Source organism: Sphingomonas oryzagri (assembly GCF_029906645.1).
In the GTDB taxonomy this organism is placed as follows: Bacteria; Pseudomonadota; Alphaproteobacteria; order Sphingomonadales; family Sphingomonadaceae; genus Solisphingomonas; species Solisphingomonas oryzagri.
In genome coordinates this window covers 345,468-361,130 of the sequence record NZ_JARYGZ010000002.1, presented here as the reverse complement: position 1 = coordinate 361,130, position 15,663 = coordinate 345,468, and the positions used below count along the sequence as shown (strand labels likewise).

At 67.8% G+C, this 15,663-nt stretch carries 19 protein-coding genes; 5 read left to right on the top strand and 14 right to left on the bottom strand.

Annotated elements, in window-relative coordinates:
- Nucleotides 1–82 precede the first annotated feature (82 nt).
- Nucleotides 83–583 carry an MmcB family DNA repair protein gene (locus QGN17_RS15810; RefSeq protein WP_281045560.1) on the top strand — a complete coding sequence of 167 codons (501 nt, stop codon included), beginning with the start codon at nucleotides 83–85 and terminating at the stop codon, nucleotides 581–583.
- Here the strand turns inward: QGN17_RS15810 and QGN17_RS15805 are convergent.
- Nucleotides 576–1,184: an ankyrin repeat domain-containing protein gene (locus QGN17_RS15805; protein WP_281045559.1), complete on the bottom strand. Its 609-nt coding sequence runs from the start codon at nucleotides 1,182–1,184 to the stop codon at nucleotides 576–578. The two genes, QGN17_RS15810 and QGN17_RS15805, sit on opposite strands and share 8 nt — an antisense overlap.
- Before the next feature lie 40 nt (nucleotides 1,185–1,224).
- Here QGN17_RS15805 and QGN17_RS15800 point away from each other — a divergent pair, with 40 nt between their 5' ends.
- Genes QGN17_RS15800 through QGN17_RS15790 form a run of 3 tightly spaced genes read left to right on the top strand, consistent with a single transcriptional unit; the run spans nucleotide 1,225 to nucleotide 2,961 of the window.
- The gene (locus tag QGN17_RS15800; protein ID WP_281045558.1) at nucleotides 1,225–1,830 is read left to right on the top strand and encodes an SCO family protein; all 606 of its coding nucleotides are present in this window, start codon (nucleotides 1,225–1,227) and stop codon (nucleotides 1,828–1,830) included.
- Entirely contained in the window at nucleotides 1,830–2,273 is a 444-nt protein-coding gene (locus QGN17_RS15795) for a YcgN family cysteine cluster protein (protein ID WP_026094573.1), read from the top strand. The genes QGN17_RS15800 and QGN17_RS15795 overlap by 1 nt, the downstream gene beginning before the upstream one ends.
- Nucleotides 2,263–2,961, top strand: a complete 699-nt coding sequence (locus QGN17_RS15790) for a M48 family metallopeptidase (RefSeq protein ID WP_281045557.1) — start codon at nucleotides 2,263–2,265, stop codon at nucleotides 2,959–2,961. Before QGN17_RS15795 ends, QGN17_RS15790 begins: the two co-directional genes overlap by 11 nt.
- Here the strand turns inward: QGN17_RS15790 and QGN17_RS15785 are convergent.
- The 6 genes from QGN17_RS15785 to argH all read right to left on the bottom strand — a co-directional run bounded on the left by QGN17_RS15785 (nucleotide 2,946) and on the right by argH (nucleotide 9,787).
- A complete protein-coding gene (locus QGN17_RS15785; RefSeq protein ID WP_390902705.1) occupies nucleotides 2,946–5,147 on the bottom strand; it encodes a transglycosylase domain-containing protein in 2,202 nt (733 codons plus the stop codon). The genes QGN17_RS15790 and QGN17_RS15785 overlap by 16 nt on opposite strands.
- A 63-nt stretch (nucleotides 5,148–5,210) precedes the next feature.
- Nucleotides 5,211–5,966: a precorrin-2 dehydrogenase/sirohydrochlorin ferrochelatase family protein gene (locus tag QGN17_RS15780; RefSeq protein WP_281045556.1), complete on the bottom strand. Its 756-nt coding sequence runs from the start codon at nucleotides 5,964–5,966 to the stop codon at nucleotides 5,211–5,213.
- A 45-nt stretch (nucleotides 5,967–6,011) separates the two neighbouring features.
- Nucleotides 6,012–6,884 carry a UTP--glucose-1-phosphate uridylyltransferase GalU gene (gene galU, locus QGN17_RS15775; RefSeq protein WP_281045555.1) on the bottom strand — a complete coding sequence of 291 codons (873 nt, stop codon included), beginning with the start codon at nucleotides 6,882–6,884 and terminating at the stop codon, nucleotides 6,012–6,014.
- 185 nt (nucleotides 6,885–7,069) lie between these two features.
- A complete protein-coding gene (lysA, locus tag QGN17_RS15770) occupies nucleotides 7,070–8,167 on the bottom strand; it encodes a diaminopimelate decarboxylase (protein WP_390902704.1) in 1,098 nt (365 codons plus the stop codon).
- 7 nt (nucleotides 8,168–8,174) lie between these two features.
- Nucleotides 8,175–8,420, bottom strand: a complete 246-nt coding sequence (locus QGN17_RS15765) for a hypothetical protein (RefSeq protein WP_281045554.1) — start codon at nucleotides 8,418–8,420, stop codon at nucleotides 8,175–8,177.
- Nucleotides 8,417–9,787 (bottom strand): argininosuccinate lyase, encoded by a 1,371-nt coding sequence (argH, locus tag QGN17_RS15760; protein ID WP_281045553.1) that lies wholly within the window; start codon nucleotides 9,785–9,787, stop codon nucleotides 8,417–8,419. The genes QGN17_RS15765 and argH overlap by 4 nt, the downstream gene beginning before the upstream one ends.
- A gap of 187 nt (nucleotides 9,788–9,974) precedes the next feature.
- Here argH and QGN17_RS15755 point away from each other — a divergent pair, with 187 nt between their 5' ends.
- Nucleotides 9,975–10,382 carry a TlpA family protein disulfide reductase gene (locus QGN17_RS15755; protein ID WP_281045552.1) on the top strand — a complete coding sequence of 136 codons (408 nt, stop codon included), beginning with the start codon at nucleotides 9,975–9,977 and terminating at the stop codon, nucleotides 10,380–10,382.
- Nucleotides 10,383–10,475: 93 nt separating this feature from the next.
- On the opposite strand, the gene QGN17_RS15750 is transcribed toward QGN17_RS15755, so the two are convergent.
- From QGN17_RS15750 to QGN17_RS15720, 7 genes are all read right to left on the bottom strand, one after another.
- The gene (locus QGN17_RS15750; RefSeq protein ID WP_281045551.1) at nucleotides 10,476–11,234 is read right to left on the bottom strand and encodes a glutaminyl-peptide cyclotransferase; all 759 of its coding nucleotides are present in this window, start codon (nucleotides 11,232–11,234) and stop codon (nucleotides 10,476–10,478) included.
- Complete coding sequence (dapD, locus tag QGN17_RS15745) at nucleotides 11,234–12,061, bottom strand: 2,3,4,5-tetrahydropyridine-2,6-dicarboxylate N-succinyltransferase (RefSeq protein ID WP_281045550.1); 828 nt, start codon at nucleotides 12,059–12,061, stop codon at nucleotides 11,234–11,236. The genes QGN17_RS15750 and dapD overlap by 1 nt, the downstream gene beginning before the upstream one ends.
- Complete coding sequence (locus QGN17_RS15740; RefSeq protein WP_281045549.1) at nucleotides 12,058–12,729, bottom strand: pyrimidine 5'-nucleotidase; 672 nt, start codon at nucleotides 12,727–12,729, stop codon at nucleotides 12,058–12,060. Before QGN17_RS15740 ends, dapD begins: the two co-directional genes overlap by 4 nt.
- Nucleotides 12,730–12,848: 119 nt before the next feature.
- Entirely contained in the window at nucleotides 12,849–13,205 is a 357-nt protein-coding gene (locus QGN17_RS15735; RefSeq protein ID WP_281045548.1) for a HesB/IscA family protein, read from the bottom strand.
- Complete coding sequence (locus tag QGN17_RS15730) at nucleotides 13,205–13,693, bottom strand: SUF system Fe-S cluster assembly protein (protein WP_281045547.1); 489 nt, start codon at nucleotides 13,691–13,693, stop codon at nucleotides 13,205–13,207. Before QGN17_RS15730 ends, QGN17_RS15735 begins: the two co-directional genes overlap by 1 nt.
- Before the next feature lie 10 nt (nucleotides 13,694–13,703).
- Entirely contained in the window at nucleotides 13,704–14,909 is a 1,206-nt protein-coding gene (locus QGN17_RS15725; RefSeq protein WP_281045770.1) for a cysteine desulfurase, read from the bottom strand.
- Between the two features lie 5 nt (nucleotides 14,910–14,914).
- On the bottom strand, nucleotides 14,915–15,640 hold the full coding sequence (locus QGN17_RS15720; RefSeq protein WP_281045546.1) for a SufD family Fe-S cluster assembly protein: 726 nt from the start codon (nucleotides 15,638–15,640) through the stop codon (nucleotides 14,915–14,917).
- Nucleotides 15,641–15,663: the final 23 nt, after the last annotated feature.

Sequence of the window (15,663 nt, the reverse complement as noted above, 5' to 3'; positions counted from 1 at the left end):
GCCGTAAGGTCCGGCGACTCGGAAATCCCGATCCTCCTTCCATAATCTTTCCATCGTTCGCCTGATGTTCTAATCAGGCGGCATGGCGACTCAGCCTTCCGAACCGCAATGCCTCGCCGATGCGCCACCGATCGCGGTGGACGTCGCGCGGGGCGTTTCGCGTCTGCTGTTCCGCGCGGACTGCATGGCGCTGTGCGAGGTGCCGCTCGGCAACGGCCGGCGTGCCGACATCATGGCGGTCGATGCCAGGGGCTGCCTGACCATCGTCGAGATCAAGGTGTCGCGTGCGGACCTGCTCGGCGACATGAAGTGGCCGGACTATCTCGATTATTGCGATCGCTTCTTCTGGGCGGTGCCACCGGGATTCGATCTGTCCCCGTTCGAGACCGAGGCGTTCCGCCCCCAACTGGCCGGGCTGATCGTGGCGGATCGCTACGATGCGGCGATCCTGCGCGAGCCTTCGCATCGGCCGATGGCAGCAGCGCGTCGCAAGGCCGAAACGCTGCGCTTCGCCCGCCGCGCGGCGCGGCGGACAATGGCGGCGCTCGATCCGGATCTGGATCGGATCGCCGCGCTCAGTTGAGGGTCGGGCCGGAGACCTGCTTCTTGGCCGCCGGCTTCACCTCCAGCAGCAGCTTCAGGATAGGCGCTGCGCGGTTGTCGCGCTTGGCATAGTCGATCGCCGACAGGCCGGCGACGTGATCCTGCACGCGGGGATCGGCGCCGTGGGTGAGCAGCACGCGAACTGAACCGAGATCGCGCGCCTCCGTGGCGACGATCAGTGGCGTCTCGCCGCGATTGTTGGCGAGATCGACCTGCGCGCCGACGTCGAGAAGCTGCTGCTCGCCCTCGACGAAGCCGATGCGGGTGGCCGCCATCAGCGGCGTGTCGCCATTGTTGTCGCGCGCATCCATCGGCGCGCCCTTGGAAAGCATGAACTGCAGCCAGGGAAGATCGCGGCGCTTGGCGACGATATGGAGCGCGTTCTGGCCATCGTCATCGCGCGAGGTGATCACCGTCGTGCCCGGCGTGTTGAGCGCGTCGGTCACCTTGGTGCCGTCGCGATCCTTCACGGCCTTCAGGAAGGTGTAGCCCTGCGAGGTGAATTGCTGGCCGTTCGCCGGCACCACGGCGGCCGTCGCCACCAGAGCGGAAAGCATCACCGCCCGCACGCCACGCTTCATTGGTCACTCCCTGTTCTTGCATCGCGCGCCATAGCAAAGCATGGCTGGCCTTGTCATGAACATGCGCACCGCTTTCGCCGCACTCTGGCTCGGTATGCTGCCGCTGGCCTCGTGCAGCGGCCCCGCCTCGCAACCGCCGCTCGAGGGGGCTGCGATCGGCGGACCCTTCGCGCTGGTCGATCAGGATGGCCATGCCGTCACCGACAAGGATTTTGCCGGCCGCTACCGCGCCATCTATTTCGGCTACAGCTTCTGCCCGGACGTCTGCCCGACGACGCTGCAGGTGCTGATGCAGGGCTATCACGTCTTCGCCAAGGACAGCCCGGACGCGGCCGCCAGGCTGGTCCCGATCTTCATCAGCGTCGATCCGGCGCGCGACACGCCGGCGGTGCTGAAGCAATATGTCGCCGCTTTCGGGCCGGAGCTGAAGGGGCTGACCGGCAGCGCGCAGGAGATCGCGAAGGTCGCGAAGGAATATGCCGTCTCCTACAGCAAGCAGCCGCCGGCCAAGGGCGCGAGCGGCTATCTGATGAACCATTCGAGCGTCGTGATTCTGTTCGGGCCGGACGGGAAGCCGATCGCCATGGTGCCGACCGATCAGGGCGCCAAGGCGGTGGCGGACACGCTTGCCCAGTGGGTGCGGTGATGGCCGCGCTGGCGCCACGCTTCTGGGAGACCAAACGCCTCGACGAGATGAGCCGCGAGGAGTGGGAAGCGGTGTGCGACGGCTGCGGCAAATGCTGCCTGCACAAGCTGGAGGACGACGTGACCGGGGAGGTCTTCCCCACCAACGTCGCCTGCCGCCTGCTCGATCGCCGCACGGGGCGGTGCAAGGATTACCGGCATCGTCATGCCTATGTGCCGGAGTGCGTACGCCTCACGCCGCGCACGCTCGCCTCGATCGACTGGCTGCCCAATACCTGCGCCTACCGCCTGCTCGCCAGTGGCGAGCCGCTGCGCGAATGGCATTATCTGATCTCCGGCGATCCGGACTCGGTCCACAAGGCCGGCATTTCGGTGAAGGGCTGGACCGTCTCCGAGGATGAAGCCGGCGACCTCGAACACCATATCGTCGAGCGTGAGCTCTGAGATCTTCTTCGGCGAGGGCGAGGGGCGTCGTCCGCTGCTGGTGCGCCGCGTCGCCAATGCGCGGCGGATGCGCCTCGCGATCGATCCGCGCACCGGCGACGTCCGGCTGACGCTGCCGCGCCGCGCGTCGGAGCGGAGCGGGCGCGCCTGGGCCGAGCAGCATCGCGACTGGATCGAGGCGCAGCTGGCGAAGCTTCCGCGTCCGCAGCGGATCGAACCGGGCGCGACCATCCCGTTTCGCGGCGATGATGTGGTGGTGGACTGGTCGCCCAATCATTCGCGCATCGTCCGGCTGGAGGGCGATCGCCTGCGTGTCGGCGGGCCGGCCGAATCGGTGGCAAAACGGGTGGTGGCCTGGCTTCGCCGCGAGGCGCTTCGGCAGCTGGAGGCGGAAACGCGGGCCGTCGCGATCGAGGCCGGCGTCACGGTCGGCCGCGTGGCGATCGGCGATCCGCGGACGCGCTGGGGAAGCTGCTCCGCCAATGGCGACATCCGCTATTCGTGGCGACTCATCCTGGCGCCGCCCTTCGTGCTGAGTTCCACGGTCGCGCACGAGGTGGCGCACCGGCTGCACATGGATCATTCGTCCGCCTTCCGGGCGGCGGAGAAGCGGCTCTACGGCCGTGATCCCCGGCCCGCGCGCGACTGGTTGCGCGCGCACGGCGCCGGACTTTACTGGTTGGGTTGAGGCGTTCCGCCGCCATGTTGCGGCGGGGTGGCGGTGCCCTTGCGACCCAGCACGCCGTTCAGCCAGTTCTGGTCGAGCCGCTGGCCGGGCGCGGGTGGCGGAGGCGGACCCTGCCAATCGTCATCCTGCTGCGGCTGCCGACGACCGCCACCTTGCTGCTGCTGCTGCGCAGGCTGCTGTTGCTGCGAGGGATAGCCCTGATCGCCGCCGTCGCTCATCGGCTGGCCCTGATCGCCACCCTGCTCGATCACCTGCCCGTTGGCGTCGATCGTCGGGATGCCGCTGTCGGGCTGGCCGTAATAGGCTTCGTCGTCGGGCTCGAGCTGCCATTCGGGCAGCGTCACCTGCGTATCGAACTGCTCGACCGGGCGGTTCGCCACCGCGACCTTCATGTAATCGGCAAAGGCACGCGCGGGGGCGCGGCCACCGTAGAGGCCGGGATTGGGCTTGGCGTCGTCGCGGCCCATCCATACGCCGGTGGTGAGGCCCGAGGAGAAGCCGAAGAACCAGCCGTCGCGGTTGGTGGAGGTCGTTCCCGTCTTGCCCGCCACCGGGCGGCCGATCTGCGCGGCCCTGCCGGTGCCGGTGTTCACGGCAGTCTGCAGCAGGTCGGTCATCTCGGCCGCCACCCATGGTGCCACGAGCACGCGATTTTCGGGCGGCGTATGCTGGTAGAGCAATTTGTTGTCCGGCCCGACGACCTTCTCGATCGCATAGGGCTGCACCATGGCGCCCTTGTTGTCGATCTCGGCGAAGGCGCGGACCATGTCGATCAGGTGGACGTCAGATGTGCCGAGCACCATTGCCGGATGCGTGTTGATCGGCGTCGAGATGCCGAAGCGGCGGGCCATGTCGGCAACCGTCTCGAAGCCCACTGCCTGGCCCAGCTTCGCCGCCACCGTGTTGAGCGAGAAGGCGAAGGCGGTCCGGATGTTGATCTGGCCCGAATAGGTGCGCTCGTCGTTGCGCGGGCTCCAGCCATCGATCGTCACCGGCTCGTCGACGATCGCCTCGTCGGGCTTATGCCCGGCCTCGATCGCCGCGAGATAGACGAACAGCTTCCACGCGGAACCGGGCTGACGCTCGGCGGTGACGGCACGGTTGTAGTTGGATGTGATATAGTCCTTGCCGCCCACCATCGCACGCACCGCGCCGTCGCGCTCCATCGAGACGAGCGCACCCTGCAGCCCGGCGGGCGTGTCCGCGCCAATCGCCTGATCGGCCTGGCGCTGCATACGGATGTCCAGCGTTGTCCACACGTCGAGCGGATCGGTCTGGTCGTCGATCAGCGTGTTGAGCTGCGGCAGCGCCCAGTCGGTGAAATAGCGGACGCTGTTCTGCTTCGGCTCGGGCGCGAGCTTCACCGCGGAAGGTTGCGCGGCCTGCGCCTCGGCATTGGTGATCTTGCCGGTCTCGACCATCGTTTCCAGCACGACCCCCGCGCGATCGACCGCGGCCTGCGCATCGGCAGTGGGTGAATAGTTGGAAGGCGCCTTGACGAGGCCGGCGATGATCGACGCTTCGCCCAGGCTCAGATGATCGGCGCCGTGGCCGAAGAACTTCCGGCTGGCGGCATCGATGCCGTAGCTGCCGCCGCCGAAATAGACCTTGTTGAGATAGAGTTCGAGGATCTGGTCCTTCGAGAACTTCCGCTCGAGCGCGAGGCTGATGATCGCCTCGCGGAACTTGCGCCCGAACGTCTTGTTGCTGGTCAGGAAGACATTGCGGGCGAGCTGCTGGGTGATCGTCGATCCGCCCTGCGTCCAATGCCCGCGTTGTGCGCGCACGCCGATCGAGCGGATGATGCCGATCGGATCGACGCCGGGATGATCGTAGAAGCGGCGATCCTCGACCGAGATCATCGCGTCCTTCATCACCTGCGGGATCTGGTCCGACCGCAGCCACTGGCCGTAGCTCGGCCCGAGCGAGACGAGCACCGTGCCGTCCACGGCATGGACGCGGATCATCTGGCCGTTGGGCGAGGATTTGAGCTGATCGAAGCTCGGCAGGCCCGACATCGCGATGCCGACCGCCACGACCAGCGCGACCAGTCCAAGGAAGGCGGCACCGCCGAACAGCTTGGCAGCGGTGATCAACGCCTTCACGAAACCACTCCGTTTGCGGCGGGGCGGCTCGGGCGGAGGCGGGGGGGCCTGTCGGGGCGTCTGACGGATAGGGCGAGCCATGCTACTGTTCTGGCCGTTAGCGCGCCCGCCGCGCCGGGACAAGCGGAAGCGATGCGAACGACGTCAAACCGCCGCCTTCAAAATGACGGTCAGCCCTGTTGTGGTGTCGGCGCCGGCGCTTTCGATCTGGCGCGCATCGGCACGAATCCGGTTCCGGACGGCGACGGGCACTGCGTCGCAGACATGCACGGCATCCGCCTGCGCCAGCCAGCGGGCCTCGCGCAGCGTCAGGTCGTCGGGATCGTCCGAGCGGAGCGTGATGGTGACAATCTGCGGAGCGCGCGAGTCCGGCGAGGCCAGCCAGTCGTCGATCTCCGCAGGCGTGCCCAAAGGATCGAGAGGGCCGCCGGGATCGAGCGCCGCATCGATCGCGCGCCGCCGCGCGTCGGGCTCGGGAAAGCGCGCCTTGATCCGTGTCCGCGCGCCGTGCAGCCGGTCCGCCAATCCGCCGAGACCCGATGGCAGCAACGCCTCGATCCTCTGGCGGAGCGCCTTGGCCAGCCCCGCCGAAGCGCCGCCCGTGCCGATCGCGACCAGCACCGGATCGCGATCGACGATGGCGGGCAGGGTGAAATCGCACAGAGCCGGCCGATCGACCGCGTTGACGAGGATGCCGCGAACCTTCAGTCGGGCGACCGCCTTCGTCGCCTCGCCTTCATCCTCGATCGCGACGATCGCAAGTGCTGCGTCGGTCCCTTCACCGACAATCACCGCCCCGGCACGGTTGAGCAGCCGGCGCTTGGCATCGGCAGCGGCGCCGTCACCCAGCAGGATGACGGGACGCCCCGCGAGCCGGAGGAAGACGGGCAGGCTGTGCATCGTGCCCTTGTCGTCCCGTCCGGGCGCCTTGCCAAGCGGTCGCTGTTACAGCCCCTTGAGGAAGGCGCGGAGCGGCCCCGCCATGTCCTCGCGCTCCAGCGCCAGCGCGATATTGGCCTGGATGAAGCCGGTCTTCTCGCCGCAATCGTGGCGCGCGCCCTCGAAGATGTGGGCATGGAAGGCCTGATCGCCGATCAGCTTCGCCAGTGCGTCGGTCAGCTGGATCTCGCCGCCCGCGCCCTTCTCCTGCCCCTCGAGCAGGCGCATCACCTTGGGATCGAGGATGTAACGGCCCACCGCCGCCAGCGTGGAGGGCGCCTCTTCCGGTCGGGGCTTCTCGACGAATCCCTTCACCTCGATCGCCTTGCCGTCGGTGTCGCCCGGCGAGACGATGCCGTAGCGGCCGGTATGCTCCTTCGGCACGTCCACGACGGCGATGACGCTGCCGCCCTTCGCCTCGTAGCTTTCCATCATCTGGCTGAGGCAGGGTTTGTCCGGATTCCACAGCAGTTCGTCGGGCAGCAGCACCGCGAACGGCTCGTCCCCGGTGAGATGGCGCGCGCACCACACGGCATGGCCCAGGCCCGCCATCTGCTGCTGGCGGACGAACGCTGCCTGGCCCGGCCCGAGCTTGGTTTCGGCCATCAGTTCGAGGATCGCCGACTTGTTCTTGGCGACGAGATCGGCCTCGATCTCGAAGGCGGTGTCGATATAATCCTCGATCGCCCCCTTGCCGCGGCCGGTGACGAAGATCATCTGCTCGATGCCCGCCGCCAGCGCCTCGTCGATGGCGTACTGGATCAGCGGCTTGTCGACGACCGGCAGCAGCTCCTTCGGCACCGCCTTGGTGGCGGGCAGGAATCGCGTGCCGAAGCCCGCGACCGGGAATACCGCCTTACGAACCCTGGCGACCATCATTCCTCCGTTTGTTCGATTGCCCAGGCAGGAACGCTGTCGGCAGCGATCAGTGCCTCGACCGGCTGACGTGCCCGCACGACCGCCCACCGATCGCCCGACACCATCACCTCCGGCGAAGTCGGAGGCCAAGCGGTCTTAGGAAGACAAGGTGTGTACACAACTCCTTGGCTCACAGAACGACATGGCTACGATCCGACTTGGTCCATGCCACGCTGCATCGCAAAGGTGTCGCCCGTCTCGCAGACCGGGCCGACGACATTGGCCTCGAACTGGTCGCCCTTGGGCCGGACGGCGCGGATATTGTGCCACGCATCGTAGAGTGCCGGGCGCATCAGGTCGTTCATCGCTGCATCGACGATGACGAACGGCGAGCGGACGCCCGGCTTCACCCGGATCACGCTGGTCAGCAGCACGCCGGCATTGCCGACGATCAGGCGACCCGGCTCGAAGATCAGGCGGCAGCCCCAGCCGGCGGTCGCCTCGCGCACCATCGCGCCGTAGGCGGCGGGCGAGGGCGGGGCGGGCTTGGCCGGATCGTAGGGCACGCCGAGCCCGCCACCGAGATCGGCCGTGACGATGGCGTGGCCGGCGGCACGCAGGCTCTGGATCAGCGCGCCGATGCGGGCGAAGGCCTGCTTGAGCGGATGGAGATCGGTCAGCTGGCTGCCGATATGGACGGCGACGCCCTGCACCGCCAGGCCCGGCAATGCGGCAGCGCGGGCATAGGCCTGCGGGGCGGTATCGAAGGGGATGCCGAACTTGTTTTCGGATCGCCCGGTCGAGATCTTGGCATGGGTGCCGGCATCGACGTCCGGATTCACGCGGAAGGCGACGCGCGCCGTCCTGCTCATCCTCGCGGCGACGGCGGACAGGGTTTCCGCCTCTTCCTCGGATTCGAGGTTGAACTGGCCGATACCGGCGTCGAGCGCGAAGGCCATCTCGTCCGCCGTCTTGCCGACGCCCGAGAACACCACGCGCTCCGCCGGGATGCCGGCGGCCAAAGCGCGCTTCAGCTCGCCGCCCGAGACGACGTCGGCGCCGCACCCCATCTGCGCCAGCACGGTGAGCACCGCCTTGTTGGGATTGGCCTTCACCGCGAACGCGACCAGCGGCTCCTGTCCCTCATGGGCCAGCCCGTCCAGAGCCTCGCGGAACACGCGGACGTGGCGGCGGATCGTCGCCGCCGAATAGACATAGACCGGCGTCCCCACCGCGTCGGCGATGGTGTCGAGCGGAACGCCCTCGGCGTGCATGGCGCCGTCGCGAATGTCGAAATGATCCATGGGGATGTCAGCCGGGAGGAGGGAGATCGAAACGGTCGGGCTGGAGCGGGGTGGATTTTGTCACCAGCTCGTCATCGCGGCTCGGCTTGGCCTGGGTCGGCACGGTGAGCAGATCGCCGACGCCCGGTTGTGCAGCGGCGGTCTGCGCCTTGGGGGGCAGGACCTTGCCATCGGCCGGGCGCAGTACCGGGCGCTTGCCGCAGCCCGCCAGCAAGGCCAGCGCCGCCACCGCTGCGATCGCGATCCGCTTCATGATCCCAAAGCCTCCTTCGCCCGTGCGACCGCCTGTCGGACGCGCTCCGGTGCGGTGCCGCCCTCGGATGCGCGCGCCGCGACCGATGCGTCCACCGATAGCGCGGCCTGCACCCCTTCGTCGATGCGCGGATCGATCGCCTGCAGTTCGGCGAGGCTGAGGTCGGAGAGCGCGCAGCCCTTGCCCTCGGCCGTCTTCACTACGGCGCCGGTGATGTGGTGCGCCTCGCGGAACGGGACACCCGCCACGCGCACCAGCCGGTCGGCGAGATCGGTGGCGGTGGAGAAACCCGCCTCGGCCGCCGCGCGCATGCGATCGGTGCGGAAGGTCAGCGTCTCGATCATGCCGGTCATCGCCGCGATCGACAGCGCGAGCAGGTCGTGCGCCTCGAACACTGGCGGCTTGTCGTCCTGCATATCCTTCGAATAGGCCAGCGGCAGGCCCTTCATCGTGATCATCAAGCTGGTCAGGCAGCCGACGATCCGCCCGCTGTGGCCACGCACCAGTTCGGCGGCATCGGGGTTGCGCTTCTGCGGCATAATCGACGATCCGGTCGACCATTGATCGGGCAGCGACACGAATCCGAAGGGTTGCGAGGCCCACAGCACGATCTCCTCGGCGAGACGCGAGAGGTGGAGCGAGGCCTGCGCCGCGCTCATCAGGTAATCGAGCGCGAAGTCGCGATCCGACACCGAATCGAGCGAATTGGCGGTGGGCCGATCGAATGCGAGGGCTTGCGCCGTCGCCTCCCGGTCGATCGGGAAGCCCGTGCCGGCCAGTGCGGCGGCACCGAGCGGGCATTCGTTCATCCGGGCGCGCGCATCGGCGAAGCGCGAGCGGTCGCGGCGGACCATCTCGTAATAAGCCATCAGGTGATGGCCGAGCGTCACCGGTTGCGCTGCCTGCAGATGGGTGAAGCCGGGCATCACGCTCTCGGCATGTTCCTCCGCGCGGGATACGAGCGCCTGCTGGAGCGCCTTCAGCCCGGCATCCACCGCATCGATCGAATCGCGCACCCACAGGCGGAAGTCGGTCGCCACCTGGTCGTTGCGCGAACGGGCGGTGTGGAGGCGGCCCGCCGTCGCCCCGATCAGTTCCGCCAGACGACTTTCGGTCGCCATGTGGATATCTTCGAGCGCGAGATCGTCGGTGACGCCGTGCGCCTCATATTCCGCCGCGACCCGATCCAGCCCTTCGGCGATTGTAACCGAATCGGCCTCGGCGACGATTCCCTGTTTGCCAAGCATGGCGACATGGGCCTTGGAGCCGGCTATGTCCTGCCGCCAGAGCCTCTTGTCGAACGGGATCGAGGCATTGATCTCGCGCATCACCGCGGCCGGGCCTTCGGCGAAGCGCCCGCCCCACATCTGATTGGAGCTAGTCTTGCGCTCGCTAATCGCCTGTCTCCCGCTGATCGTCGCCCTTGGAATCGCCGGCTGCGATAAGCCCAAGGCCGCCAACGAGCAAGCAAGCGCCGGTAACAATGCGGCTACCCCTGCTTTCCCGACCGCTCCTGCCGCGGGGGGCGTCGATCGCAGCCACAAGGGCGATGCGATGCCCGCCATGCCCTTCGCGCAACCCGGCGGCGCGCCCGCGACGCTGACCGCCTTCAGAGGTCACCCGGTTCTGGTCAACCTGTGGGCGACCTGGTGCGCGCCGTGCGTGAAGGAACTGCCCGCGCTGGATGCGTTGGCAGCGAGCAGCACAGGCAAGATGGCGGTGATCGCGGTCAGCCAGGATATGAACGGTGATAGCGACGTCCAGCCCTTCTGGAAATCGCACAATATCAAGGCGCTGACCGCCTACACCGACAAGGCCAACAAGTTGATGACCGCGATGGGTGCGGCCGAGCTGCCGGTGACGGTGCTCTACGATTCGAAAGGCAAGGAAGTCTGGCGCGTCGCCGGCGGCAAGGACTGGAACGGTCCGGAGATGGCGAAGCTGCTGGCGGAGGCGAAATAGTCCATCACATCCGTTCGCACTGAGCGAAGTCGAAGTGCAGCCACCATTTGCGCATGGCCTTCGACTGCGCTCAGGCCGAACGGATGTTGGGGATCAGAGTTGGCTCGGCAACCGGATCTCGAACAGGGTCGGCCAGTCCTTGCCCGTTACATAAAGCCTGTCGGCCTTCCTGTCGTAGGCAATGCCGTTGGGTACCGCGCCGGGATCGGTGACGCCCACCTGGTCCCACAACGCGCCGACGTCGATCCAGCCCTTCACATGGCCGTCCTTGGGGTCGATGCGGGCAATGTAGCGGGTCTGCCAGATGTTCGCGAGGATCTCGCCATGGACATATTCCAGCTCGTTGAGCTGCGAGACCGGCTTGCCCTCCGCCGTCACGGTCAGGCGGCGCACCACCTTCATCGATCCGGGTGCCAGGAAGCGCAGCACCGGCGTGCCGTCGGACATGATGATCCGGCGGCCGTCCTGCGTCATCGCCCAGCCTTCGCCGGTATAATGCCATGCGCCGGTCTGTTTCAGGCTCTTCAGATCCCAGACGAAGCCCTTTTCGCCATGCCAGACGAAGCTGTAGAGCGTGTTGCCCCAGTCGACGATGCCCTCGCCGAACAGGCCGGGCGGGATCTGGATGCTCTGGACTGTGCGGCCGGTGGCGAGCTCCTTCCTGCGGATGAAGCTCTGCCCTTCGTAGCCGGTGCTCTCGTAGAGCCAGCCGTCGCGGATCAGCAGGCCCTCGGTGAAGGCGCCGGTGTCGTGCGGGTAGCTGCGCACCACCTGCGCCGGCTCCACCGGCAGCTCGGCCGAAGCCGCCGCCGGCAGGAGCAACGCGACGAGGAGCGCGACCGCGCCGCGCATCAATCGCGCAGCAGCTCGTTGATACCGGTCTTGGCGCGGGTCTGCGCATCGACGGTCTTCACGATCACTGCGCAATAGAGCGAGGGGCCGCCCTTGGGATCGGGCAGCGCGCCCGGCACGACCACCGAATAGGCCGGCACCTCGCCGCGATGCACGGTGCCGGTGGCGCGGTCGACGATCTTGGTGGAGGCGCCGAGATAGACGCCCATCGAGAGTACCGCGCCTTCGCGCACGATCACGCCCTCGGCCACCTCGGCGCGCGCGCCGATGAAGCATCCGTCCTCGATCACCACCGGGTTCGCCTGCAGCGGCTCGAGCACGCCGCCGATCCCGGCGCCGCCCGAAAGGTGGACGCCGCTACCGATCTGGGCGCAGGAGCCGACCGTCGCCCAGGCATCGACCATCGATCCCTCGCCGACATAGGCGCCAATATTGACGAAACTAGGCATCAGCACCGCGCCCTTGCTGATGAAGGCGCCACGCCGCGCAATCGCACCCGGCACGGCGCGGAAGCCGGCGGTGCGGAACTCGGCCTCGCCCCAGCCGGCGAACTTGCTCGGCACCTTGTCGAAGGCCGGGGCGCCCGCCGCACCGCCGTCGACGATTTCGTTGTCGTTGAGGCGGAAGGAGAGGAGGACGGCCTTCTTGAGCCACTGGTGGACGTGCCAGTTGCCGTCGGCCTGCCTCTCGGCGACGCGGTAGGTGCCCGCGTCGAGGCCGGCGATCGCCTCCTCCACCGCCTCGCGCACCGCGCCGGTGGTGGAGAAGCCGAGGCCGTCGCGCGCCTCCCAGGCGGAATCGATGGTGGCGGCGAGATCGGCGGTCATTCGGGGTCTCCCAGGATGGAATGGAGCCAGTCGGCGAGATCGGTGATGTGATGATCGACGTAGGAGCGATCGGCGTCGTGGCCCTGTTCGGAGCCGTTGTCGATCCACACCGTCGTCATGCCCAGCGCCTTGGCGGGGGCGAGGTTGCGCGCCATGTCCTCGACGAAGACGCTCTCTCGCGGATCGACGCCGAGGCCGGCGATCATCGCGGCGTAGCTGTCGTCATGCGGCTTGGGCTTGTAGGCGCTGGCGTGGATGTCGTGGATCGCCTCGAACGTCTCCGACAGGCCGAGCCGCGCCAGCACCTTGCGGGCATAAGGCTCGTCGCCGTTTGTGAAGATCAGCTTGCGGCCGGGCAGCCGCGCGATCAGGCGGGCGAGCCGCGCATCCTCGGCCAGCACCGAGAGATCGATGTCATGGACGTCGGCGAGATAATGATGCGGATCGATGCCGTGCTCGGCCATCAGCCCGGCCATCGTCGTGCCGTGCTGCTGGAAATAGCTCTTCTGGAGCGCGTAGGCTTGCGTCATGTCGTCGATGCCGAGCGTGCGGGCGACATAGGCGGTCATGCGCTTGTCCATCAGCCCGAACAGGTCCGCCGACGCCGGATACAGCGTGTTGTCGAGATCGAAGATCCAGGCGCGGATATGCGAGAGACCGGGGGGCATCGGGCGCGGCGTTAGCCTTTGCCCGCTCCACAATCCACCCCCGTTCGCACTGAGCGAAGTCGAAGTGCAGCCGTAGCGCATGGCCTTCGACTGCGCTCAGGCCGAACGGATTTGGGTACTTAGACCATGAAGCTTTCGCCGCAGCCGCAGCTGCCCTTGGCGTTGGGGTTCTCGAACACGAAGCCGGCGGTGAAATCGTCTTCCACCCAGTTCATCGTCGATCCGATCAGGTAGAGTACTGATCCGCCATCGACGAAGAAGGTGCCGCCGGGCGTCTCGATCCGCTCGTCCATCGGATCGGCTTGCGCGACGTAATCGACCGAATAAGCGAGTCCCGAACAGCCCCGGCGCGGGGTCGAGAGCTTGACGCCGATCGCGCCTTCGGGGGCCTTGGCCATCAGTTCGGCGATCCGCGCCTCGGCCGACCGGGTGAGCGTCAGCGCGGCGGGGCGGGGGCGGCGTGTGGTGGTGGTCATCACAGCATCCCCAGTTCGAGCTTGGCCTCGTCGGACATCTTCTGCGGATCCCATGGCGGATCCCAGACGAGATTGACCTCGGCCGATCCGACGCCCGGCACGGCACCGACGCGCATCTCGACCTCGCCGGGCATCGATTCCGCGACCGGGCAGTGCGGGGTGGTGAGCGTCATCGTCACGACGGCATGGCCGCCGGCGATCTCCAGCCCGTAGATCAGGCCGAGATCGTAGATGTTCACCGGGATTTCGGGGTCGTAAATGTCCTTCAGCCCTTCGATCACCGCCTCGTAGAGCGCGCCGCCCGGCTGTTCGTCCTCCGCCGACGCCGCGACGGCGGGCTTCGGATTGTAGAAGCCGTCGAGATAATCGACCGCGCGCTTCACCATCTCGCTGCCGTTGGCGCGCACGTCGCTGTCATCGAGACGCGGCCGCTCCGGCTTGTCCGGCGCCGCCGCCACTTCCTCGACCCTGATCTCGCTGTCGCTCATCTTCCGAAACCTAGCCAAAAATCCGCGTAACACGCTCGATGCCCTCGACCAGCGCCTGCACGTCGGCAGGGCCATTGTAGACGCCGAAGCTCGCCCGCGCGGTCGCATCGACGCCCAGCGCCGCCATCAGCGGCTGCGCGCAATGATGCCCCGCCCGGATCGCCACCCGGCTCTCGTCCAATATGGTGCCGATGTCGTGGGGATGAACCCCTTCGATCGCGAAGCTGACGATCCCGGCCGAATCCTCCGGCCCGAACACCCGCACCGAGTTGATGCCCGCCAGCGCCGCGCGTGTCTCCGCCACCAGAGCGGTTTCGTGGGCGTGGATCGCCTCCAGCCCGATGCTCTCGACATAATCGATGGCGGCATGGAGGCCGACAACGCCGACGATGTGCGGCGTCCCCGCCTCGAAGCGGGCGGGAGCGGGGAGGTAGGTGGTCTGTTCGAACGTGACCTTGTCGATCATCGATCCGCCGCCCTGCCACGGCGGCATGGAATCGAGGATTTCCGAGCGCGCCCACAGCACGCCGATGCCGGTCGGCCCGTAGAGTTTGTGGCCGGAAAAGGCGTAGAAATCGACGCCGAGCGCCTGCACGTCCACAGGCAGGCGCGGCACCGCCTGGCAGCCGTCGATCAGGATCTTCGCGCCCACCGCACGCGCCAGATCGGCGGCGCGCTTCACGTCCAGCACCGAGCCCAGCACGTTCGAGACGTGCGCCAGCGCCACCAGTTTGTGCTGCGGCGTCAGCATCGCCTCGACGGCATCGAGATCGATGCGGCCGTCCTCGGTCAGCGGGCAGACGTCGATGATGAGGCCGGTCCGCTCGCGGATCAGCTGCCACGGCACGATGTTGCTGTGATGCTCCAGCGTCGAGAGCAGGATGCGGTCGCCGGGCTTGAGGTGAGTGAGGCCCCAGCTCTGCGCGACGAGGTTGATCGCCTCGGTGGCGCCGCGCACGAACACCACTTCCTTGTCGGAGGCCGCGCCGATGAACTGCGCCACCCGCCGCCGCGCCGCCTCGTAGGCGAGCGTCATGTCGGCGGAGCGCTGGTACACGCCGCGATGCACGGTGGCGTAGGTCTCGCGATAGGCGCGGTCGATGGCGTCGACGACGGGCGTCGGCTTCTGCGCGGTCGCGGCGGTGTCGAGATAGGCCCAGCCGGAGGGGATCGCCGGGAAATCCGCAACGCGATCGAGCGGCTTGTCGGACACCATCACGCTCACAGCACGCGCTCCAGCGCCCGGTCGATCGCGGTGGCGAAATCGCTGTTCTCCTCGAACAACCCGCCGACGAAGGCGCGCAGCAGCAACGTCTTGGCCTCGGCCGGGGCGATGCCGCGCGAAGCCAAGTAGAAGAGCGCCTGCGCGTCCAGTTCACCGACCGTGGCACCGTGCGCGCACTTCACATCGTCGGCGTAGATTTCCAGCTCGGGCTTCAAATTGGCGGTCGCGGTGCGGTTCAGCAGCATCGCCTTGGCCGACTGCACCGCGTCCGTCCCCTGCGCGCCGCGCGCGACCGCGACCTTGCCGAGATAGGAGCCGGTCGCCTGCCCGCCGAGGATGATGCGCACCGTCTGCTCGCTGGTGGCGTCGGGCTCGGCATGGGTGACGTGGGTGACGATCTCGTGAGTCTCGCTGCCCCCGCCGACGATCACGCCGGCCAGCGACAGATGCGCGCCCTCGCCCAGCTTCACCGCGAGCGACACCCGGCCGAGCCTGCCGCCCGTCACCGCCACCTGCGCCTCGACCCGCGCGCCCGCGCCGACCTCGATCGCATGGTCCTCGATGCCGACGCTCTCGGCATCGCCGTCGATCAGGATCGGCAGCACCAAAGTCTCGCCCGGCGCGACGACGTGGGTGCGCGTCGCCACCGGCCACACGGCCGCCGCCGCCTCCAGATCGGAATAGCGCCACGCCTCGTCGCGCCGGGTGGGGAGCGTGCTCATCGGAAATCCTCCCCCGGAGGGGG

Coding starts and splice junctions, on each gene's coding strand:
- QGN17_RS15730 (WP_281045547.1), bottom strand. CDS start 13,693: ATGAGCGACAGCGAGATCAGGGTCGAGGAAGTGGCGGCGGCGCCGGAC.
- lysA (WP_390902704.1), bottom strand. CDS start 8,167: ATGGATCATTTCGACATTCGCGACGGCGCCATGCACGCCGAGGGCGTT.
- QGN17_RS15740 (WP_281045549.1), bottom strand. CDS start 12,729: ATGCCCCCCGGTCTCTCGCATATCCGCGCCTGGATCTTCGATCTCGAC.
- argH (WP_281045553.1), bottom strand. CDS start 9,787: ATGTGGGGCGGGCGCTTCGCCGAAGGCCCGGCCGCGGTGATGCGCGAG.
- QGN17_RS15810 (WP_281045560.1), top strand. CDS start 83: ATGGCGACTCAGCCTTCCGAACCGCAATGCCTCGCCGATGCGCCACCG.
- QGN17_RS15785 (WP_390902705.1), bottom strand. CDS start 5,147: ATGGCTCGCCCTATCCGTCAGACGCCCCGACAGGCCCCCCCGCCTCCG.
- QGN17_RS15765 (WP_281045554.1), bottom strand. CDS start 8,420: ATGAAGCGGATCGCGATCGCAGCGGTGGCGGCGCTGGCCTTGCTGGCG.
- QGN17_RS15755 (WP_281045552.1), top strand. CDS start 9,975: ATGCCCGCCATGCCCTTCGCGCAACCCGGCGGCGCGCCCGCGACGCTG.
- QGN17_RS15750 (WP_281045551.1), bottom strand. CDS start 11,234: ATGCGCGGCGCGGTCGCGCTCCTCGTCGCGTTGCTCCTGCCGGCGGCG.
- QGN17_RS15795 (WP_026094573.1), top strand. CDS start 1,830: ATGGCCGCGCTGGCGCCACGCTTCTGGGAGACCAAACGCCTCGACGAG.
- QGN17_RS15720 (WP_281045546.1), bottom strand. CDS start 15,640: ATGAGCACGCTCCCCACCCGGCGCGACGAGGCGTGGCGCTATTCCGAT.
- QGN17_RS15725 (WP_281045770.1), bottom strand. CDS start 14,909: ATGGTGTCCGACAAGCCGCTCGATCGCGTTGCGGATTTCCCGGCGATC.
- QGN17_RS15800 (WP_281045558.1), top strand. CDS start 1,225: ATGGCTGGCCTTGTCATGAACATGCGCACCGCTTTCGCCGCACTCTGG.
- dapD (WP_281045550.1), bottom strand. CDS start 12,061: ATGACCGCCGATCTCGCCGCCACCATCGATTCCGCCTGGGAGGCGCGC.
- QGN17_RS15805 (WP_281045559.1), bottom strand. CDS start 1,184: ATGAAGCGTGGCGTGCGGGCGGTGATGCTTTCCGCTCTGGTGGCGACG.
- QGN17_RS15780 (WP_281045556.1), bottom strand. CDS start 5,966: ATGCACAGCCTGCCCGTCTTCCTCCGGCTCGCGGGGCGTCCCGTCATC.
- QGN17_RS15735 (WP_281045548.1), bottom strand. CDS start 13,205: ATGACCACCACCACACGCCGCCCCCGCCCCGCCGCGCTGACGCTCACC.
- galU (WP_281045555.1), bottom strand. CDS start 6,884: ATGATGGTCGCCAGGGTTCGTAAGGCGGTATTCCCGGTCGCGGGCTTC.